This window comes from Pseudomonas sp. LAIL14HWK12:I10 (genome assembly GCF_900184205.1).
GTDB lineage: Bacteria > Pseudomonadota > Gammaproteobacteria > Pseudomonadales > Pseudomonadaceae > Aquipseudomonas > Aquipseudomonas kermanshahensis.
This window is the reverse complement of the sequence record NZ_FXWU01000018.1, coordinates 25,865-47,577: the sequence shown is the minus strand read 5'-3', so window position 1 is coordinate 47,577 and position 21,713 is coordinate 25,865. Positions and strand designations below refer to the sequence as shown.

16 protein-coding genes, 1 tRNA gene and 2 pseudogenes are annotated in these 21,713 nt (G+C 57.4%); 8 read left to right on the top strand and 11 right to left on the bottom strand.

Going from position 1 to position 21,713, the window contains the following annotated elements:
- The first annotated feature begins 30 nt into the window (after positions 1-30).
- The 4 genes from QOS90_RS25900 (at position 31) to QOS90_RS25885 (ending at position 5,092) form a co-directional block, all read left to right on the top strand.
- Complete coding sequence (locus QOS90_RS25900; protein WP_085274304.1) at positions 31-990, top strand: arsenic resistance protein; 960 nt, start codon at positions 31-33, stop codon at positions 988-990.
- A gap of 99 nt (positions 991-1,089) precedes the next feature.
- Positions 1,090-1,623, top strand: coding sequence for a sigma-70 family RNA polymerase sigma factor (locus QOS90_RS25895; protein WP_027594537.1), 534 nt, complete (start codon positions 1,090-1,092; stop codon positions 1,621-1,623).
- A complete protein-coding gene (locus tag QOS90_RS25890) occupies positions 1,616-2,584 on the top strand; it encodes a FecR domain-containing protein (protein ID WP_085274303.1) in 969 nt (322 codons plus the stop codon). Before QOS90_RS25895 ends, QOS90_RS25890 begins: the two co-directional genes overlap by 8 nt.
- Positions 2,585-2,662: 78 nt before the next feature.
- Positions 2,663-5,092: a TonB-dependent siderophore receptor gene (locus tag QOS90_RS25885; RefSeq protein ID WP_085274302.1), complete on the top strand. Its 2,430-nt coding sequence runs from the start codon at positions 2,663-2,665 to the stop codon at positions 5,090-5,092.
- A gap of 70 nt (positions 5,093-5,162) precedes the next feature.
- Here the strand turns inward: QOS90_RS25885 and QOS90_RS25880 are convergent, their stop codons facing one another.
- The 11 genes and pseudogenes from QOS90_RS25880 to QOS90_RS25830 form a co-directional block, all read right to left on the bottom strand.
- Positions 5,163-5,579, bottom strand: coding sequence for a hypothetical protein (locus QOS90_RS25880; protein ID WP_085274301.1), 417 nt, complete (start codon positions 5,577-5,579; stop codon positions 5,163-5,165).
- Positions 5,576-6,058, bottom strand: a complete 483-nt coding sequence (locus QOS90_RS25875) for an ImmA/IrrE family metallo-endopeptidase (protein WP_085274300.1) — start codon at positions 6,056-6,058, stop codon at positions 5,576-5,578. The genes QOS90_RS25880 and QOS90_RS25875 overlap by 4 nt, the downstream gene beginning before the upstream one ends.
- Before the next feature lie 163 nt (positions 6,059-6,221).
- Positions 6,222-7,151: a malate dehydrogenase gene (locus QOS90_RS25870; RefSeq protein WP_085274299.1), complete on the bottom strand. Its 930-nt coding sequence runs from the start codon at positions 7,149-7,151 to the stop codon at positions 6,222-6,224.
- A gap of 142 nt (positions 7,152-7,293) precedes the next feature.
- The gene (locus QOS90_RS25865; protein ID WP_085274298.1) at positions 7,294-7,521 is read right to left on the bottom strand and encodes a hypothetical protein; all 228 of its coding nucleotides are present in this window, start codon (positions 7,519-7,521) and stop codon (positions 7,294-7,296) included.
- Positions 7,522-8,057: 536 nt separating this feature from the next.
- Entirely contained in the window at positions 8,058-8,303 is a 246-nt protein-coding gene (locus QOS90_RS25860) for a hypothetical protein (protein WP_085274297.1), read from the bottom strand.
- 386 nt (positions 8,304-8,689) lie between these two features.
- On the bottom strand, positions 8,690-10,141 hold the full coding sequence (locus QOS90_RS25855) for a hypothetical protein (RefSeq protein ID WP_085274296.1): 1,452 nt from the start codon (positions 10,139-10,141) through the stop codon (positions 8,690-8,692).
- Positions 10,138-15,117, bottom strand: a complete 4,980-nt coding sequence (locus QOS90_RS25850; RefSeq protein ID WP_085274295.1) for an AAA domain-containing protein — start codon at positions 15,115-15,117, stop codon at positions 10,138-10,140. Before QOS90_RS25850 ends, QOS90_RS25855 begins: the two co-directional genes overlap by 4 nt.
- 193 nt (positions 15,118-15,310) lie before the next feature.
- Positions 15,311-15,705: pseudogene (locus QOS90_RS25845) on the bottom strand (integrase domain-containing protein); the annotation flags it as partial.
- A 1,076-nt stretch (positions 15,706-16,781) separates the two neighbouring features.
- Positions 16,782-17,710 (bottom strand): annotated as a pseudogene (locus tag QOS90_RS25840) (Fic family protein); the annotation flags it as partial.
- Positions 17,711-17,993: 283 nt separating this feature from the next.
- Positions 17,994-18,069 (bottom strand) — tRNA-Thr (locus QOS90_RS25835).
- A 70-nt stretch (positions 18,070-18,139) separates the two neighbouring features.
- Positions 18,140-18,550 (bottom strand): pilin, encoded by a 411-nt coding sequence (locus tag QOS90_RS25830; RefSeq protein ID WP_027594556.1) that lies wholly within the window; start codon positions 18,548-18,550, stop codon positions 18,140-18,142.
- A 217-nt stretch (positions 18,551-18,767) separates the two neighbouring features.
- Between QOS90_RS25830 and QOS90_RS25825 the strand changes: the two genes are divergently transcribed.
- From QOS90_RS25825 to yacG, 4 genes are read left to right on the top strand one after another with little or no spacing between them, the layout of a single operon-like run.
- Positions 18,768-19,976, top strand: a complete 1,209-nt coding sequence (locus QOS90_RS25825; protein ID WP_085274294.1) for a type II secretion system F family protein — start codon at positions 18,768-18,770, stop codon at positions 19,974-19,976.
- Positions 19,977-19,978: 2 nt separating this feature from the next.
- Complete coding sequence (locus tag QOS90_RS25820) at positions 19,979-20,845, top strand: prepilin peptidase (RefSeq protein WP_085274293.1); 867 nt, start codon at positions 19,979-19,981, stop codon at positions 20,843-20,845.
- Positions 20,845-21,468 carry a dephospho-CoA kinase gene (coaE, locus tag QOS90_RS25815; protein ID WP_027594559.1) on the top strand — a complete coding sequence of 208 codons (624 nt, stop codon included), beginning with the start codon at positions 20,845-20,847 and terminating at the stop codon, positions 21,466-21,468. Before QOS90_RS25820 ends, coaE begins: the two co-directional genes overlap by 1 nt.
- Positions 21,465-21,665 carry a DNA gyrase inhibitor YacG gene (yacG, locus tag QOS90_RS25810; RefSeq protein WP_027594560.1) on the top strand — a complete coding sequence of 67 codons (201 nt, stop codon included), beginning with the start codon at positions 21,465-21,467 and terminating at the stop codon, positions 21,663-21,665. The genes coaE and yacG overlap by 4 nt, the downstream gene beginning before the upstream one ends.
- Positions 21,666-21,713: the final 48 nt, after the last annotated feature.

Here is a 21,713-nt window from a genome sequence, read left to right as displayed (position 1 = left end):
TCAAAACCCGAGCGCGCACAGGACCCTGCCTTGACCAGAGAGCAACTCGAAACCCATCAAATCCCGGTCTACTTCGCAGCCGTGCTCGCAGCCCTTGCCTTCGGCCTGCTGGCCACCGACACCGCACACCACCTGCAAGCCCTGATCACCCCCGCCATTGCCGTGCTGATGTACGCGATGTTCCTGCAGATCCCCTTCCTCGACCTGCGCCAAGGCCTGGGCAACCGCCGCTTCATCAGTGCACTGCTACTGGCCAACTTCGTCCTTATCCCACTGCTGGTCTGGGCCATCACCCGCGGCTTGGTCGCGCACCCGGCCATCCTGATCGGCGCCCTGCTGGTGTTGCTAACCCCCTGCATCGACTACGTGGTGGTGTTCACCCACATCGGCAAAGGCGACTCACGCCAGACCCTCGCCGCCACGCCGCTGCTGCTGTTGGTGCAATTGGTCCTGCTGCCGGTGTACCTGGCGTTGATGCTGGGTGACGGCAACGCCGTGGCAATTTCCATCGCGCCCTTCGTGGAAGCGTTTGCCCTGTTGATTGTGTTGCCGATGATTCTCGCCGTGCTGACCAGCGCCAGCGCCCGCCGCTCCCGCGCGGCATCGAAGTGGAACGACGCCTGGGCGTGGATGCCGGTGCCGGCGATGGCATGCGTGCTGGTGGTGGTGATCGGCTCGCAGATTGCCGCCGTGCTGCGCGATTTCGAGCGCTTGCTGCCCGTGATCCCGGTGTACCTCGGCTTCATGCTGCTGGCGCCGGTGATCGGCTTTGCCACCGCGCGGCTGATGCGTTTGCCAGTGGCCGAGGTGAGGTCGGTGACGTTCAGCGCTTCGACGCGCAACTCGCTGGTGGTGTTGCCGTTGGCGTTGGCGTTGCCGGAAGACCTGCGCGGGTTGGCGGCGGCAGCGGTGATTACCCAAACGCTGATGGAGTTGGTGAGCGAGTTAATTTATGTGCGCGTCGTGCCCGCATGGGTGCGAGACAGATGACGCTATGAGGGTTCAGCAAACGCTGAACCTTTTGCTTGCACCTGGCCGAACGTATGCTGATAGAATGCGATGAATTCTCATTAACATCTATCGTATCCCGTGCAGTCCACCTCATCGGCAAATCATCACCCGCATCAGGCCATCGATCAGCTCTACAGCCACCACCACGGCTGGCTGCAGACCTGGCTGCGCAAGCGCTTGGGCAGTGCCGCCGATGCTGCGGACCTGGCCCAGGATACCTTCGTGCGGCTGCTCAGCAGCGCAACCGGCGAGGCGCTGAACTACACGGCCCCGCGCGCCTATCTGGCCACAATCGCCAATCGCCTGGCCCTCAACTTCTATCGCCGCCGCTCGCTGGAGCACGCCTACCTGGCCGCGCTGGCGGAAACGCCAGAAGCGCTGGCACCGTCGCTGGAACACCAGGCGCTGGTGCTCGAAGCCCTCGATGAAATCGACCAGGTACTCGCCCTCCTGCCCGCTCAAAGCCGACAGGCGTTTCTGATGGCGCAGCTGGAAGGCTATACCCAAGAAGAGATCGCCAGCCGGCTCAAGCTCAGCGTCCGTACCGTGCAACGCCACCTGGCGCGGGCGTTTGAAGAATGCATCGTGCTCGCCAGTACGCACGATGAGTAATGCACCCATCGACCGGCGCATTGCCCGCGAAGCCGCCAGCTGGTTCGTGCGTTTGCAGAACAGCAGCGCCGGCGCCGCCGAACATGCCGCCGGCGCCGAATGGCGGGCGCGGCACGCTGACCATGAGCGCGCCTGGCAACTGGCCGAGCGCTTCAGCAGCCGTGCCCAGCAACTTAGCGGGGACCCCACCCGCGCGGCGCTGGAGCGCCCGCGCAGCCTGGAGCGCAGGCAGGCACTCAAGACCCTTGCATTGCTGATTGCCACCGCCCCGCTTGGCCTCGCAGCCTACCGCGGGCTGCCGTGGCGCGAGTGGCAGGCGGACGTGCGCACGGCCACCGGGGAGCAGCGCAGCGTGCCCTTGCCGGATGGCGGGCAACTACGCCTGAACACCGGCAGCGCGGTCGATATCGCCTACGACGACAGCGTTCGCCGCGTGCGCCTGATCGCCGGTGAGATGCTGGTCGAAGTACCCCGTGAGCCTGCCAGGCGCCCGTTTATCGTCGATACCGCCGAAGCGCACATCAGCCCGCTCGGCAGCCGCTTGCTGGTGCGTCAGTACCCAGGCAGCACATTCCTCGCCGCGCTGGAGGGCGCTGTCGAAGTGCGCCCGCGCCTGGCACGGGGTGACGACGGCCTGGTGCGCCTGGCGGCCGGCCAGCAAACCCAGGTCAGCCTCCAGGCTGTGCAGCCCCCCATGCCACTGGCCGAGCAGCGCCTCGACTGGCTCAACCATGTGCTGCGGGTCGAAAAGACGCGCCTGGATGACTTCATCAGCGAGCTGGGGCGCTATCGGCCTGGCTTGCTGCGTTGCGACCCCGCCGTGGCCAGGCTGCTGATCTCCGGCACCTTCCAGCTGCGCGATACCGATCAGGTTCTGCGCGCCTTGAGCCAGACGCTGCCGGTGGACATCCACTTCCGCACGCCCTACTGGGTCACCGTCACGGCGCGCGCGAATACGTAACAAGAATCATTGTCGTGTTTTGCTCAGGTTGCGTGTCCCTTCCGTAAGCACATCACTTTTACAGGGCGGGACGAACACATGGCGACGACGCAGGGCATGCAACCATTGGCGCGGGCAGTACACGCTGCTGCATTGGGCCTGATCATCACAGGTGGCGGCCTGACTGCAGCCGTGTCGCAAGCCGCCGAGCACAGCGCGCAGCAGGGCCGGACCTTTCAGGTGCCCGCCGGCAACCTGAGCAGCGCCCTTTCCGATTTCGCCAGCCAAGCCGGTATCACCCTGCCCATCGAACCAGGCCTGGTCGAAGGTTTGCGCAGCCCAGGCCTGAACGCCGCCACCAGTGTGGAAGGCGGCTTGCAGCAACTGCTGCAAGGCACCGGCCTGCAAGCGTCACCGCAGGGCAATGGCCTCTACCTGCTGACACCACAGGCCACGGGCACTGGCCTGGAACTGGGCGCTACCAGCATTACCAGCCAAGGCCTGGCGGCGACCACCGAAAACAGCGGGTCGTACACCACCGGGACGATGCAGACGGCCACCAAGCTGCCCTTGAGCCTGCGCGAAACCCCGCAGGCCGTCAGCGTGGTCACGCGCAAGCGGATGGACGACAAGGCCATGACCACCATCAGCGATGTGGTCAAAAGTGCGCCGGGGATCTTCCTCAGCAACTCCGGCGGTGCCGGTCGGCCCTCATTCAGCGCCCGCGGTTTTGACGTCGACAACATCATGTACGACGGCTTCCCCACCAGCTTCCTGACTTACCTGCCCAGCGGCGAAGCCAACCTGGCCATGTACGACCGGGTCGAGATCGTGCGTGGGGCCACCGGGCTGGCCCAGGGCGCTGGCAACCCCGGGGGTGCCATCAACCTGGTGCGCAAGCGCCCGACCCATGAATTCCAGGGCACCCTCACCGGCAGTGCCGGCAGTTGGGACGATTACACCGGCACGCTGGACATCGGCGGCCCATTGAATGAAACCGGCACCCTGCGCGCCCGTACCGTGGTCTCCAAGCAGGACGCCAAAAGCTTCCGCGACTCGGTGGAGAGTGACCATGACCTGTTCTACGGCGTGGTCGACGCCGACCTGAGCGAAAGCACCACCATCACCCTCGGCGCCTACCGGCAGAAAAACCACACCAACTACATTTGGGGCGGTTTGCCCATGGCCCGTGGCGGCGGCCACCTCGGGCTGCCACGCGACACCTTCCTCGGCCATGACTGGGAATATTCCGACAACCGTACCACCGGCTATTTCGCCACCCTCGAGCAAGGCTTCGCCAACGACTGGACACTGCGCCTGGCGGCCATGCAGACCAAGACCGACACCGACGTGCTGGCCTCTTCGATATGGGAATACGACCGCCACTATCTGTGGACCGAAGCCATGGAGCAAAAGGAAAAAGGCTACGACCTGGCCGTCAGCGGCCCCTTCCAGTTGCTCGGTCAAACCCATGACCTGACCGTTGGCGTCAGCAAGCGCCAGCTGGATTATCGGTCTGGCAAGGCCTGGAGCGATTTCATCGACGACGGCAGCAACCTCTTCGAATGGAACCCCCGCGGCCATGCCAAGCCGGATTACGTCACGGGCCCTAACGGCCTCCCCGAGACCACCACCCAGGACAGCGTCTATGCCAGCAGCCGCCTGCGTTTGACCGACCCGCTGTCGCTGATTCTGGGTGGCCGTCTCGACTGGTACGAATTCGACGACAGCGAAAGCAGCGAAAACAACTACAAAATCACGCGCAACCTGACCCGCTATGCCGGCCTGGTCTACGACCTGGACACCAACCACTCGGTCTACGTCAGCTACACCGATATCTTCAAGCCGCAGACCAGCAAAGGCCTGGACAGCAAAGCTCTCGACCCTGTGGTGGGCGAAAACTACGAAGTGGGCATCAAGGGCGAGTACTTTGGTGGCGCGCTGAACGCCAGCCTGGCGGTTTTCCAGATCGACCAAAAGAACCGCGCCCAAGAGCTGCCCGACGTCAAAGGGTGCGGTTCAGGCGCCGCCAGTGCTTGTTACGAGGCGGCCGGCCTGGTGCGCAGCAAAGGCATCGACCTCGAAATCCAGGGTGCCCTCACCGACAACTGGCAACTGGCTGCCGGCTACACCTACACCCAGACCAAGTATGTCAGCGAGGCCAACAAAGCCCGCGAAGGCGAAGACTTCGACCGCGCCAAACCGCGCCAACTGTTCAAGCTGTCGACGATCTACACCCTGCCCGGCGAACTGCAGCGCTGGCGCGTGGGTGGTGATATCTACCAACAGAGCCGCATCCGCACTTCGGGGGGCGCCGGTTCTACAGCATGGGACAACCAGCAAGGCTCATACACCGTGGTGGGGTTGGTGGCAGGCTACAAAGCCAGCGAACAGCTGGACCTGCAGGTCAACGTCAACAACCTGTTCGACCGCACCTACTACAGCAGCGTAGCCAATGGTGGGTGGAGCCCGTATGACATTTATGGCGACCCACGGAACGTGAAACTGACTGCGCGGTATAGCTTCTAGTCGCTATAAAAAGGGCCACGCATTGCGGGCCCTTTGGCCGCGGGTGTTGGGTGTGGTTTGAGCGGCGACGCTAATGCGCCTTCATCGCATCAGTCGTTGCCTTGATAATCTCTTTCGCTGCTTCAACGCTGATCGGCAAGGGGGCCTGCGAATCATCCTGCTCAGGCTTTGGCCGATGATGGAAGTAGCGTAGTAACGCAATCAGTAGCAAGGTTGGGACAGTCGATAAAGCCACGATGATGGGAATATCACCCGTCGAATGAGGTTTGACGGAAGTGAAAAAGTACCAAGCGCCTGCGGAAATACGAATATTGCCGAGGAATACGAAACCTAGCAGTGCGAGGTAAAAAATGATGACCAACGCCACGGTGACAGTAGTCAACCGCTTTTCCCATCTGAAACGCCAGGATTCACGCCTCAGATAGTCGCTGACCAAGCCGGTATTTTCCGCTTCTCCAAGAGACAGATCATCACTCGTGTCTGTCATAAGAACCCAATCGCTTTCAGCCTGAACTCCATGGCTGCCGTCGATACGCCGAAGGCTCTCGCCAACCGAGCAAGGTCAGTGACCCTCTGCTCCATAACCATATGTTTGACCAAGGCAGCAGGCATCAACAAAGCCGCAGCGAACCTATTGGCAGCCACCTCTTTGGGGTCTCGTGCTTTTGCACTGAATTGCTCGAAGGTATCCCGCGGAGCATCCAGATCACCATGCACATGGTGGCCGATTTCGTGAGCGATGGTGAAGCGCTGACGTACAGGCGCATCCGTGACGTTGTAGGTAATCAACGGTTTGCCATTCCGATAGGAATAGTGGCCGCTCTCGTTCGGACGCCAGCACTCCTGATCGAATGGGGTGAGCGGCTTGACCTCAATACCCATGGCCTGAGCGATGGCGAGCGGGTTTACCGGCACTCGACCATCCCAATGCGCTTGCAGGACGTCGTTTGCAGTGCGGTACTCCATTCGGCCTCCTGAATCTGGGTGGGTTTTTATCAAAACTGAGGGGCAATTCTGCGCAAGTCATGGAAGTGTGTTCAAACTCAGGTGAATACACGATGTATCTGTCGTTCTTACGATGAATAAGGGCCGGTACGCCATTCCCCAACCGGCCCCACTATCCCGCTGCTTACAACGCATTCATCTCAGCAATATCCCGCACCACCTGATCCGCAGAGTGGTCAAACATCGCCTGCTCCTGCCCATCCAGCGGCAACTCGATCACCCGCACAATCCCCTCCTCCGCCAGCACACACGGCACCCCCATGGCGATGTCGGTTCGCCCATACTCGCCCTCCAGCACCACCACCGCCGGCAAAATGCGATTTCGCCCATTGGCGATGGCATCCACCATCTGCGCAATCGCTACACCCGGCGCATCACAGGCACTGCCCATTTTCTTCAACCCCAAAATCTCACCGCCCCCCTTGCGCGTGCGTTCCACAATCCGCTCTATCTGCTCGCTGGACAGGAAGTGCGACAACGGCACCGACCCCACCTGGCAGTAGCGCATCAACGGCACCATGCTATCGCCATGCCCGCCCAGCACCAGCGCCGTGATATCCCGAGCAGAAAACCCCGTCTCCTCGGCAATGAAGCACTTCATGCGCGCGGTATCCAGCACCCCCGCCTGCCCGAACACCTTGTTACGGCCCTGCCCGCTGAGCGACCAGGCGCGATAAGTCAGCACGTCGACAGGGTTCGACACCACCAGCACCGTCGCCGCTGGCGCATGGCGTTTGATATCCCGCATGACGCCATCGAGAATCGGCAGGTTGATACTCAGCACATCCTGCCGCGACTGCCCCGGCTTGCGCGGCACACCTGCCGTGATCACCACCAGCTCAGACCCCTTCAGCATTTCGGCCTTGGCCCCGCCGTAAACTCGCGTATCGGACCCAGCCTCGACCGCCGCCTGCCACACATCCAGCGCCTTGCCCTGCGCCAACTCACCCTGCACATCGATCAACGCCAGCTCACGGCAGAACTCATCCCGGGCGATGATCTGAGCCGCCGCCTCGCCCACCATCCCGGCACCCACGATTGATAGCTTGTTCACCTGACACCTCCCAGCGGCGCGTGCCACCAGGAACACGCCTGCGTATAGAGAGAAGTATTGCCTGCTAATGCCCAAAGGCCACCCTGAGGTGGCCAGTGGTCGTTTAAAAGGGGGGACGGTTGGCTTGCAGGCACTACGCCGGTTAATCGGCCGGGCACTGCTCGCGCTGTGACATCACCTTCCCGCACTGCTCACTGGCCAGGCGGCTGATGATCTGGATCGCTTGATGGATGCCCGCCGTGTTGCGGAAGCTCAGGCGCGGGTTGTGTTCGCATTCCAGCATTTCGTCGTGCTGGACCAAGGCTTCACCGAGCAGTTCTAGGGTCCAGGCGTAGCTTTGGATCGTGGAGAGGCGTTCGTGGTCAGTCATGGGGGGCCTCCTGGGGTTTGGAGGTGGGGTGGGATTGGGTGTTGAGGGGGTAGAAACGGTGGGGGGTGGCGGCCGGCGAAGGGCGGCGGCGGAGAGCGGATGCGAGGATCCTTAATGGACTTAAAGTGAGCATGCATGAGGTCCTTTTCGGTTGAAGCACCACGCTGACCGTCGCCAAACGATTAGGGTGGCAGCTGTACGCGGGTTGGCGAACCGAGGAAAAGGAACCCGGCAGACCCGAAGGTCTCCCACGCACAGCCGCCATTACACGAAACTGCGGACGCAAAAAAAGCGCCTGCAATCGTGATCGGGGCGCCGTTGCGCCTTTTCGTACGGGTCGCCAAACCCGGTCGCGGAATGGTCCGCGACTTGAGCAAGTTATCTGGGTGGGCTTGGTATTGCAAGGTTCGGGGGTGTGTGAATATTCGCCGAGAAGCGTAGGTTTCTCGGCGCTGGCCAAGGACTCTACTGTCGAGGCTGAACGATAAATTCTGGGCAGCGTGGCGCATCCAGTTTCCAATACGTCCCGGCGCTTTTCAGCGGAGCAAGCTACGAATCACCACAAACAGTATTACCGAGCCCACAATCCCAGAGGCGACCAGCCAGCCCGTTGAGGCCATCGCGTGGAAAAACCCAGGGAAGAGTGGCGTCTTCTCAAGCTTCACAAGCACAAGGCAGAGCCATGGCATGAGGATGACGTAAAGCAGTGGAACATAAACGATTGTCTGAAGGACCAGTGTCAGTCCGCCAGCCCAGTCGTTCCAGTCGTGTGGTTTGGCCATGGTGTTTTCCTTTTCTTGAATGAGATGAGTGAATCATCCGCTTCCTATTGACTCAACCCGGGTCCTTACGATCGGGACGCCGAGACTGCTACGAAACGCTTTAATGGTGCGGAGACAGGAATCGTATCAACACAAAAGCCATTGAATTTGGTAGCTATCATGCGTAATGGCGGGACTCTTTATCTCTAAAATTATCCTCAGGCTTTCTCCAGCTTGCGAACGTCTATGAAAAGTAGCCCTAGCAGAATAGTGGAAGGTGCCAATGGGTTCAGCCAGCCATGGGGCAAAGTCCCACTCAGGTGCTTCTCACGGATGGCTTACATCGACCCAAGCTGTGTGGGGGAATGCAAGACCCAAGCAGATGGTTCTGCCTGGGCGTGGAGTGGTTACTCTTCTGGTAGATCAAGATCTTCTTCGGCTACCCGCTCTTGGGGAACTACCAGAGGGCCGTATTGCTTGAGATATTCCTCTGTTCGGAAAATTACAAGTGGATCAACACTCATGAACCCTAGAGGAACAACATGACCGGAGGTGGAGGTGCCTGGTAAGTGGATCAATACGCCAACTGCTACTCCTGGCACCAAAAATATTTCCACCGACTTAGGGGGGCTGCCAGTATCGAAGTACTGCTTTTCCGTGAAGGCTCTGTGAGGACCATGCCATTTTTTTTCAAGCATAATTACTGACGCTGGAGGTGCCTCCTCATCTCCTAGTTTGTCGGCAATTAGCGATTGAACTTTCCCCACAATATTTGGGAGTGCACGAGTTGCTCCCCAGAAGCGTCTAAGAGGTGCCCGCCAGTAGAATTTTGCGGGAATGCAGATTGCAGGAGTGTAGACAACCGCACGAGCCACTGCTTCGAGAAGCACTTCCGCATTTTTATCCGAGAAGAAAGGGCCGACTATGGCTACGGTTTTTCTGTTGATTTTAAACTTATGATCCTTAAGACTTACGGCATCGCGAAGATACCGATCGACAGCGAGCCCACTCTTCGTTGAATAACTGCGAAGAAATTCTGGCGCGAGTTCAAGCAGTAGTTTGTAGTCAGCCATAACATGTTCGTGATACTGCACGCGAAGGCTTTCAACAAACCGTCCAATTGCTCCCGCAATAGGTGCTCGGTCATCGAGCTCATGATCCGGGCGCCACTCAAGAAGATCCGGTTCGCCAATATTAAGAGAGGGTTGCGACGCCTTTACGATAATTGGAACGACTGCGGAAAATTTGTCCTCCGGCGAAACACTGTCGATCGAGTACAAGGACCTCTTGAGCAGCGAACGTAAGCCTTGCTTGGCCGTAATTTCCGCAAAATGTTTTTTGAAGGATGGAGGAACTTGATCCTTGCCTCTACTAACCAAATTCTGGTCCACTTCAAGTACATGAAGATGATTGTCGAAAGGCTCGGTTCTATCTTTATCTTGGGGAGCAAATGAGACCAGATCGAAACCGTGAGTCCAAGTACGCTTTTCGACATTGAATATCTGGGGTTCGTCGTCGTTCTGCAAGAAAAGCCCTCTGCCAGCAGGTGTTAGCCACAGGCGCCCAGCCTCTCTGCTGACATAGTCAAGACTGACCGCATCATTGAGCAGGAAGGTCATCTCTTGAGGTGAGAAGTCGAAAAATTTCGCGACCTCGGCTTCAGGAATTCCATCGACAGAATGAACCAGTCTTAGTAGGAATTCTGTAGTCAAAGAGACCTTCCCAACCTCGGCAATCTTATGTTCGATCTTATAGTTTCGACATGGAAGAAGAGCGTCATAAACGCCGATAATTACTTCTGTCGATTGCTCTTCGTCCTGAGAGGCATTATTACGATTCAATGTCAGCGTTCTGTTCATGACACCACCTTCTTAGAGCGCGAAATTTTAGATGAAGTCGAAGATGGTTCTTGCGCTGCCCGTTGCTCTTCCAGCAGCTTTCCTGCTTCAACGTGCACAGCATTACCCAGTGTTTCCTCTACATCGAAATATCTGCGCAGCTCGGCCATAGGTCCGCCCTCCAGCCATCGATCTCTAGCGCCGACAATAACCAGCTTGTCCATTGCCCGACTGACCGCGACGTTGATGCGATTAGGGCGTGACATAAACCCAGGTTTAATGGTCGGCTTGCCGTTTACTAGTCTCCCGTCGGCGTTGTTTCGAACAAGAGAAAGAATGACGATGCAGTTCTCTTTCCCTTGGTAGCTATCGACCGTATCAATCTTTAGCGTTGACCTCATAGCATCGCTAAGACTAACTACGCGCAACTTATGCTTCAGAGCGCTCGCCTGAGCTCCGTATGTGCAAATGATACCAATTGCGGGCGCTGGATCTGCTCGGTTGGTGAGCCAGTCAACGAACGGGGGATGGCTGTCCCATTCAAGAATCATACTAATGATAAGTTCAATCTCTTTGGGATTGGTCAGTGACTTTCTAGATTTACCTTGTTCAGGCTTTTGATGCCCCTTATCTAAAAGGTCATCGGTATATACCCATGTAAGTGGCTGCTTCAGGCTCTCCGGGAATATTGTCGAGCCCGCCTGGGGAACATTGCGACCTGGACTCAGGTCTCCGCCATAGAATGCGTTCGATACGACATTGCCAATTGGAGGCAGCATACGGTATTGCGTTGTGATGCGCTCCGATATCTCCCGACCAACGGACGATTCAAAAACCCTCTCAAAATCGCTCTTAATGATCTCGCTTGGAGAAAATCCAGTCGCGTCAGCTACCAACGAAACAACATTTTCCTTGTATCTTGGCTCAAGTTGCTTTTGATCGCCGACCAGTACCACCCAACTACCAGCTTGCATTGGTACGGCCAGTTCGCCAGCCGTCGCCCGAGCGGCTTCATCGATCACAACAAGGTCAAAGACTGTGGATGTTAGTCCTAAAGAGGATCTGCCTAAACCAACGCAGGTTCCCGCGACGATATGTCGAGTGCCAGCAAGAAAGGTTTCAAAACTTCGGTCGACCGTTGATACGCTCCCGATGATGTCCCTTGTGAGTCTGGCGATCGAGCGGAACCTTGCTACTAATTCCGTTGAGCACCCATAGCGATCAGCAACAGCATCGAAGATTTCGGCTTCAAACTCCTCGAGAGGAAGGTCCACCAAATTTGGAAGTTCGATGCCGAGGTCATGATTAGAGCTCAGGCTATCTAGAGTCCCAAAAAGACTTTGGATCCGCTGCAAACTTCCTTCTTGTTCCGTATCTTCAGCCAATGTGTTGATTTGCTCAACGACTGGTCTAACGGTGATTTCAATCAGGATAAATATATTGGCGAGGTGCTCTGGAATACCAATCGCCGTCGCTACAGTGAGAAGCCGCTCCTTCACGGTGGCCTGAAACTTGTCTTTGTATAACTGTTCTACCCGAGCGACATGGAATGGCAACAGTTGATCTGAAACGTTACCTTCTTGTCCCACACGGATAATGCTAGGTGCCTCAAGTGGCGCAGGATAAAGCTTCAGAACCGCCTCTGCAGCGTTGTTCACTGCCTCATGGGACTGGCTTGAAAGCAGTACGTTGCGAACGTAACCTCGCGTCAATGCATAATGAATGAGCGCTCCGATGAAGCGGGTTTTTCCTGTTCCAGGGGGGCCTTGCAGAAGACCGAGCGGCCGTACCTTGAAAATCGAAGCAAAGGCACTCGCCTGGCTCTCATTGAAGCCGTAAAGTGCTCGGACCTCCTCAACATCGACGTCTATAGGGGCATGTGTGATGGTGGGGTTATTGTCCGGATTGAAGTAATCAATCAGATTTTTCACAGCCGATCGACGTTCAAGAATGCGGGTAACAGCTGCACTTCGCCGATCAATATTTGCTTGCTCCATCTGGCTTTGGAATCGTAACCGCTGATCAATTTCGACTAAGCTACCGCCTGCAGGCATCCAGCCCATAGCATCAACTAAGATGAATTTGTCACTTGATGAGCTAACATCAAGAATACCGATTTTTTGCCAGCCCCGAGCCCCCATCCGCTCGACAAATACTTTGTCATTGCGAGAGAATTCGAATGAGCCACACTCTAGCTCAATTGGAATGGCGTGAAGCTTGGTTTCCTTTCTATAGCTACTAGGTCCTGACGCTACAGCTTCTATGGTTAAGTCTTTCTCAACATCAACTAACGTGCGCCAAAGTTTAGGTACACTCGCAAACGATCTGTGTTGTTCGGATTCGACCAACTCAGTAATCGCATCTTCGTTAGTTTCGGCCTGAGTGAGAAGCTCCTCCGAATCATCTAGATCTTGGTCATCTTGCTCTTCAACCTCGGTGGATTCTCCAGGGGTATTATTTTTTAGCAATTCTGCAAATGGAGCCTCGTCGAAAAGGCTCTGAAAGTCAGCATATGAGTTCGTGATTTCGCCAAGAACCTCGACCTCAATAGCAATCGTTCCTATCTGTCGGCGAGATAAGCTGCCGTTCAGTAGGTGAGGCATTTCTACCAATTTAGCAGATGTGATTTTTTTATTTTTTACCATGAAGTAGATGGTTTTCGTAGCACCCCGAAGATAAAACTGTCCTTTGTCAAATCCGTAACCGAATACTCCTTCGTCAGAAAGGACTTCCTGCGACTTAAAATTACTCAGAGCTATTGTCAGCCGGCGAGCTGCATTCTGCGTTTTCGGAGCTAGAACCTCTTCCAATGCATCTTGCAAAGGAAGGAGCGTCGCGTTCTCCGGTACCTCGCCACGGCAGGTGTCAATAGCTTGGCGAATACGGTGCAGGGTTTCGGCAGGGGCATCTAATCCTTCGATAAGCTCGTTAGCAATGACAGTCACCGCGAAACGATCGCGCTCGTAGCGCCCGCCTTTCATTGGCGCGTATGCAGATGTCTGAATTTCGCCATCGGCGAGACATGAGAAGTCGTGATAGTCTACAAAGTGAGGCTCGAATGGTTCTTTTGACACAAGAATGTTGCTAGGCTTAAGGTCACCGTGTGCGACGCCAGAGTCATGCATCGCGATTACTGCTCGAGCCAGTGATAAGAGAAACGCGAGGACAGCATCAGGTGTTACATCGCTTCTAGCACAACTTAAAGCGTGTTCGCTTAAGTTCGGCGCGTCAAAGTACAGTTGTATTATAACGATCGCATCCTGTAGCCAAATTGCGTCTTTTATTGGCACGCAATTAGGTGGCGGGGAACTAGCTAGCTCACGCGCTCTTTCCAGGAAGTCCAGAATTTTGGGGTAATCAGAAGAACCGTCGCTCCAAGTAGCGCGTTTCCAAACCTTTACTACTAATCTCTGCTCGTCCTTATCTGACACCCACATTTCAACGTAGTTGTCTTGCTTAAGCTCCCTAGTAAACGGATAGAGCCTTATGAGTTGCATCTGGCTACCAACGGTCTTAAAAGCGTCAAGCCGCCTCAGGACGGTAACTCCGGAGTTCTGATTTCTCGACAAGGCGTTGAAGCAATCAAGCATTTCTACAGCATTTTTGAAGCGTTCTGAGGCATCCCACGACAAAGCGCGTGCAAGCACTTCATGGACCTGCATGTAAGTGCCATCGGCGTCAATGTCTGGATTCCACTCCGGCGGGTCGGTGTCTCTTGATTCGGGATAGGCCCCGAATAGGATTAAGTGCATCAAGCACCCGAGGTGATAGACATCTTTTTGCGGGGGTATCGAGGGAGCTTCTAAAATGTCTTCAGGCGTTTTTACGCTTGAGAGGAATTGGTACCTCGAATTCCCAAGCGAGTTGGCTTCTGGGTATCGGGCAGACATCAAGTGGGAAAGCCGTACTACAGACGGGAGTTCCACCCAGACACTGTGGGGACCAAGATCCAGGTGGGCTGCTTCGTAGGAGTGCAACACTTGAGTTTGAGCAAGCAGTTGGCGAACAAGCTCCATACGCTCATTGGGGCGAAGCGCTGGTAGCTCGCTGGTCACGAACTCAGAAAGTCGCTTCATTTTTCGACGCTTTTCGTACACCTCCCAGTAATCAACACCTTGCGTGATATCTTCAGCTTTAGGTTGAAGAACTGCGGCCTCACAGTCAGTACTGCGATCATTCAGCCACGAGATGACGCTCCGCTCACGGCCAGCGATCTCTCGTCGGCCATCTTCAGTTTGAAACCGTGTATCGGCTTCCGAAAAATCCCAGCGGCGAAGTAGGCCAGCGGATTGGGCAGCATTATCATCAACGACATTAAATTCGCTATAGATTCCAGCCTGGTGTCGGTATGTCCAACTGCGCGAATCCGTAGCGACATACCCACCATACCGGCGCATTCCCTCCCTGAAGTGCCCATCCCTCACATTAAAAAACTTCTGGAGCTTTGGTCTCCATTCATCCGAGGAGAGAGGTCGCTTGTAAAAGCTATGATGAGCTTCGGGAAAGCGTTTGAGCCGCTTTCTTGTGTCTGAGACAGTCGATGCAAAATCCTTAAGTGTGAATACATGCCCGACCTCAGTAGGAGCTATACCACTTAGATCATTACTGCTGGAAAGGACTACTACGCCCTCGACGCGAGGCGTGGGCAACCTGGTGTACTTGGTGCGTTTTGCATGCTCATCTAAAAAACTGCTCAGCAAAATCATCACTTGCTTAGCGTTGTCGAGAATTTTCTTTACCGGGGATCGGCCTTGGGAATGACCATTGTGACTCCAGTCGCCATCGACACTTTCATAGCACCCATGGCCATCCTTGAGGTCGATCAGGATGATTCGGTCGGAAGCAAACAGGATGACATCAATTTCCCTAGCCCCGTTTGAGAGTGACAAGTCGAGGTTTGTGTGCGCTACCCAGTCATCTGGAAGATTGTTTTTGAGGTAGTCGATTCCCGGTACTTCACGCTCGTGAATTCCATGGCCATGGTTGATGATTTTCATGAAGTCCCTTTTCCATCCTCGGCTGTAGATAGCGGTAAAGGTAAACTGAGTTGATGCCCAATTGCCAGCATGCAGCGCGACTGCTGGGAAACTCAGGTCAGCATTGGTAGCCCGACTTGTGATGCAATGACCCTCTGCTCAGCCACCGCAGCAAGCCTTGCCCATGAGACAGATGAGCTTCTCCGATTTTGAATCCCTTCGGCACCGAGTGACGACCTCCATTACGCTGTATACCCAGCGCCTCGCTCGGACTTGGCAATTTCAGCAAAGGATCACCACTATGGTTCGGCTAACGCTGGATAACCGGTTATGTGCGGTGCTGACAGTTAGGTCACCGCGCCCAACCACATCGCGCAGATACGCCGCATAGTCGGCCAATACCTTCCGCTCAATCTGCCGCGCATCATTGATACCGAGCCCCTGTTCGGAGCGGCACCACTTCACGAAAGCCAGCCACCGGTCATAGTGCGCTTTGACTGCGCCGTAATGGCCGCCGCCGAACATATCTTTCAACGCCTGCGATCCTGCGTAGCTCAGTTGCCTGCCGTAACCGAAGCTTCGGCCATTGCGTCTACCCACCAATACCATGTCGGTCACCTCATCTTCTGCTCTCCGGTCCTCGCCCCACGTCATCCCGCCAAGAATGCTGAGTGTTATCAGGGATCAAGGCCCCTGCGACCTGTGGGGGATGTCCTCTAACGCAGGACTGGCGGCTCCTTACGACCGGGAGCAAGGGCATCTCATGATCTGGCCTCCTGGACACCGTTACCGGTGGGCGGGTGGAGGCAGCACTGGCTGACGAAACCAGCGCCTGATGATCCTGAGCCGAGTGAACGCAGCGGTGCAATGACCGGGGCATGCCTGACTGTCAGTCAGGTGCAGTCCATTCCGTGGTCTGCGGCACCATCATCTACAGCGCTGTTGCTGGTGGCATCGGCGTTTGTCACGCCGATTGTCACGAGGGGGATTGCCGCAAAGCCATGTGCGTTCCGGGCTGCAGAAGTGGTTGTGACGCCCCTTAAAACACAGGTGAAAGAAAGGAGCGCAGGTTGGCTCAAGATTCGGCCAAACGGATAGGCTGCGTCAGGACTGCGAAGTAGGAAGGGTCGTCTAGCGCGCGAGGGCCGAGTATTGCGCCGCATTACGCACTGGATGGCACGGGCTTCGCCCGTTTCGCGGGCAAGCCCGCTCCCACAGGGTAAGCAACTCGCTTGCGATCGTTATTCTCTGCGCGAAAGCGCAGCCCAAAAGGCTGGGTCATCTCCCACAAGGATCACGCCTGTTTTAGATTTTTTGGGAGACGGTGGCTGCTACAGGGATCGCGCAAGCGCTGGAAATTCGTGCAAGGCGGCTGCACTAGCAGGTACGGTGCAATTTGTTCACTACATGTAATTGCCCGCCTTGGCAGACCAGGATCGACGCTGCTCCGAGATACCTTGAAAGACAGTCGTAGCGAGATTGGATTGGATAGCAGGGCGCATGATTACGGCAGGTCAAAAAATGCAGGGGCCGCGTTCCGACTCTTTGCGACCGGCGCGTCGCCCCGCCAAGGCCGCCACTACCCTCGATGTAGAAGCTTCGTGCAGCGCACTTGCATCTCGGCTTTCAGCGTCATTCATGATGAAAGGCAACATCAAGCTGATCCAACACGACCCTGCAATTTTTCAAGGCTTGTCGAGGGGGGCAGGAATGAAACCCTGCTCCCTCAGCGCCTTGATTACCCCACGCACCAGGTAGTTGTTGGAGAAGCCAATGGTGTATTGCCTCGCCCCCGGATTAACCGGCAAAAGCATCCATTGCTCAACCAGATTTTTAATCTGATACGTGCGTTGGTTGGGGGTGAGCGTAGGAAGCGCCCGAGCAATATCACTTGATTTCACTACTTTCGTCTTTATCACACAGACAAGGATCTGCTCCTCAGTCTCGGTGATCCACTCCCGACTGCGTGCAAAGCTCACCGCTGGGTGCAGAATGCATCTCGTGAGATAGGCATAGTCAGTGAGCTTGTCCACCTTATCCAGCTCGTCCCGAATGCCCTCCAGCACGTAGGTACACCATGCCTCCAAGCCCGCAGTGGTACCGGAGCCAGCCACCCCCAGCATGGTGTAGTAGTTGTCCCGGTCATTGCAGAACACTACCGTGGGGTTGAGCACTCGCCCACCCGTGTTGACGTTGTAGCCGTACTTCATCAACAGCGCATAGGTAAGCAGCCTCACCACCGCCCATTGCCATTGCCATTGCCATTGCCGAATGGATGAATCCAACCGAAGCGGTGGTGCGCCAGGGCGACCTTCATCAGGGCGTATTTAGGCGAGTCGTCACGGTTGATGAAGCTGACCAACTCTTGCATGTACTGCGGCACCAACACACCGTCCGGCGGTAGATGCTCCGCCTGAGCGATCCTGACGGCGCCTTCCCGGTAGGCGCCAGGCGTTTTATCGCCTTCGCGCTGCAGCCCCGGCACAGTCATGGCGTGCAGCTCTCGAATCGTATGCTCTGTCAGGTCTTCACCGTGCTTCATCACCTCTTAGATGTAGTCCATTGCCTTTTCGATATTGGCAATTTCCAGCAACTGGTCGGTGCTCTCAGCTTTGCTGCAGGTCGTAGTGACAAAACTGGGGCATCTGAAAATTCTCTCTAGACGAAAAAACATTATCTAGAAAAATTCGGCCTTTCCCCCCGTAATCGTTGGTCAAAACCGAATCAACAGATAACCACTATCTAGAAAGCCGTGCGACCTTAAGTGAAAAACCGCGCCGCATTAAGTCAAAAACAAGCAGATCAGCAGAGTAATAAGCAGGCACAAAAAAACCCGCACAAGGCGGGTTTCTTAGTACAGCCAACAAGCGAAAAATCGCCACGGGCCAATCTGAATGTGGTGCCGGAGACAGGAATCGAACCTGCGACCTTCGCGTTACGAGTGCGCTGCTCTACCGACTGAGCTACACCGGCGTGTAGCGCAACGTACCACTGCCGCAGCCGTTACGCAAACCCCTGTTTCCCTTCGTTTATTGCCCTACCCTCACGCCCCTTTGCAACCCTTCGGCGCCAGGTCTGCCTCGATGTTGGTGGTGCAGGTCCATCCGGTCGCGGAGCGGGTCAGGGTGATGGCCTTGCCAACCACGGTGGCCGGGGCGTCGACCAGGGTGCATTCGATGATCCCGGTGCCGTCAGCAGCCTTGCCTTCAGCTTTGATCGCGCAATGCGCCGTCGCTGGCTGGCCGCCTAGCGACCCTACATCCAGCACGTCCTTGCCTTCGTTCAAGCGCAGGTCCATGGGGGGCTTGAGTGAGGTGATCTCCAACAGCCCGGCCGCCGCCTTGGCGCGGGACTGGTGGTTGGTGTACATCGGGATGGCGATGGTCGCCAGAATGCCGATGATCGCGACGACGATCATCAGTTCGATCAGGGTGATACCGCGTTGCCCTTTCATGAACGTTTTCCTTGTTTATACGCATACACATTTGGGGTCACTCTCGACCCCAGGCCGGCAGCGGCGCAGTAGGCCTGAACAGACACCTTTTGTCACCCCTGCCCGCCTGGGCGTCACCTTCGCTGAACTACTCTAGTGAGCATCAGGGAAGCACGCCCTCTCATGGACACGGCAAGCTGTTTCCAAGCTTGTCGCTCGGGCAAAAAAGGACCTTTGTATGAACCATTCGATACGCCTCTACGCTTGGCAGGGCACCGACGCCAATGGCCTGGCCGTCCGCGGGCAAACACCTGGGCGCAGCCCGGCTTATGTGCGCGCGGGGTTGCTGCGCCAGGGCATTCTGGTGGCCAGTTTGCGGCCGGCCGGTGGGCTGGCGTGGCGGTGGCCGAAGCGGCCGGAAAAAGCTGACCCGGCGGGCTTCAGCCGGCAGCTGGCGACCTTGCTGAAAGCCGGAGTGCCGCTGCTGCAGGCGTTCGAGGTGATGGGGCGCAGTGGGTGTGATGCGGCGCAGGCGGCGTTGCTGGTGCGATTGAAACAGGATGTGGCGTCGGGGCTGGGGCTGGCGGATGCGCTGCAGCGCCACCCGGGGTGGTTCGATACGTTGTACTGCAACCTGGTGCGGGTGGGTGAGCAATCCGGCACGCTGGACCGGCAGCTCGAGCAACTGGCGGGCATGCTGGAACAGCGCCTGGCCCTGCACAAGAAGGTGCGCAAGGCGATGATTTACCCGCTGTTGCTGCTGCTGACGGGGTTGGGGGTGTCGGCGGTTTTGTTGCTGGAGGTGATTCCGCAGTTTCAGAGCCTGTTCGCGGGGTTTGATACTGCGCTGCCGGCTTTTACGCAGTGGGTGATCGACTTGTCCACAGGGCTGGGGCGTTATGCGCCGCTGTTGCTGGGCGGTATGGCGATGCTGGGTTTGGCTGGGCGCCAGCTTTACCGGCAGCATGCGCCAGCGCGCCTGTGGATATCTCAGCGGGTCCTGGGCCTGCCGGTGTTCGGTGCGCTGTTAAGGCAGGCGGCGATGGCCCGTTTTGCGCGTAGCCTGGCAACGTCGTACGCCGCTGGGGTGCCGCTGCTGGATGCCATGGGGACGGTGGCCAAGGTGAGTGGTGGTGAGTTGCATGAACACGCGATTTTGCGGTTACGCCAGGGCATGGCCAATGGGCAGGGGCTGAACCAGGCGATGGCGACTGAGCCGCTGTTCCCGCCCCTGCTGGTGCAGTTAGTGGCGATTGGTGAATCCAGTGGCACGCTGGACACGATGCTGGAAAAAGCCGCCAGCCACTACGAGGAACAGGTCAGCCAGGCGCTGGAGCAGTTGACCAGCCTGCTGGAGCCCGCCATCGTGCTGGTCCTGGGCCTGCTGGTTGGCGGCCTGGTGGTGGCGATGTACTTGCCGATCTTCCAGCTGGGTAGCTTGATCTGAACATGACTTTATGGACCTTCCTGGCTTTGCAGCCGGCTTACTTCATCACCTTGGCGACCGTGCTGGGGTTGTTGGTGGGCAGTTTTATCAATGTGGTGGTGTACCGCCTGCCGATCATGCTGGACCGCCAATGGCAGCGTGAAGCACAGGAGGTGCTGGGGTTGCCGGTGGCCGAGCATGCGCGTTTCGACCTGTGCCTGCCGGCCTCGCAGTGCACCCAGTGTGGGCATCGGATTCGGGCGTGGGAAAACGTCCCCATCCTCAGTTACCTGGCGTTGCGTGGGCGTTGCTCTGCCTGCAAGCAGCGCATCAGCGCGCGTTATCCGTTGGTCGAGCTGGGTTGTGCGCTGCTGTCGATGGCGGTGGCCTGGCGCTGCGGGGCCAGTGTCGAGGCACTGGCGCTTTTGCCGCTGACGTGGGGTTTGCTGGCCCTGAGCTTGATCGACCATGACCAACAATTGCTGCCTGACGCCATCGTGCTGCCGGGGCTGTGGCTTGGGTTGATCGTTAATTACTTCGGCGTATTGGTGCCCTTGCCCGATGCGGTGTGTGGTGCCGTGGTCGGGTACCTCACCCTGTGGACGGTGTACTGGCTGTTCAAACTGGTGACCGGCAAAGAAGGCATGGGCTATGGCGACTTCAAGCTGCTGGCACTGATCGGTGCCTGGGGTGGCTGGCAGGTGCTGCCGCTGACCTTGCTGCTGTCGTCGGTGGTGGGGGCGTTGGTGGGCGTGTTCCTGCTGCGGATGCGCAAGCATTCCATCGGCATGGCCATGCCGTTTGGCCCCTATCTGGCAATTGCGGGGTGGATTGCTGTGCTCTGGGGTGATGAAATATACGCCTCTTACCTGCAACTGCTTGGATTCTGATGACCACTGCAGCTTTCACCCCCTGGATTCTCGGCCTGACCGGTGGCATCGGCAGCGGCAAGAGTGCCGCCGCCGAGCGCTTCATCGAGCTTGGCGTGCACCTGGTCGATGCCGACCAGGCCGCGCGCTGGGTGGTTGAGCCTGGTCGCCCGGCGCTGGCCAGTATCGTCGAGCGCTTCGGCCCAGGCGTGCTGCTGGACGACGGCCAGCTCGACCGCGGCGCCTTGCGCCAGCTGATTTTCGCCGACCCGGCCCAGCGCCAATGGCTGGAAGCCCTGCTGCACCCGCTGATCGGGCAGGAGATTTTCAGCTACCTGGCCAAGGCGCAGTCGCCGTATGCGGTGTATGTGTCACCCTTGCTGATCGAGTCTGGCCAGCATCGCAAGACCCAACGCGTGTTGGTCATCGATGCCCCGCAGGCGTTGCAGGTGCAACGTACCCTGCAGCGGGACAACACCAGCCCCGAGCAGGTACAGGCCATTTTGCAGGCCCAGCTGGCCCGCGAAGAGCGCCTGCGCCATGCCGACGATGTGGTGGTTAATGACCGCGACCTCGCGGCGCTGCACGAGCAGATCGACCGTCTGCACCACTTTTACCTGACTTTACGAGGAGGCCAGCCATGAGCCAGCCATTGACCGTCGATTGCCCGACCTGTGGCGCACCTGTGGAATGGAACGAGAAAAGCGCGTTCCGGCCGTTTTGCTCTGACCGTTGCAAGCTGATCGACCTGGGGGCTTGGGCGGCTGAGGAGCACAAGATCGCGGGTTCGGAAGAGTCCGAAGATGAGCTGTATTCCGGAGACCTGGAGCCGCGGCACTAAGCTGATCCCTGGGTTGCTGTGAGGCCCTTTCGCGGGCAAGCCCGCTCC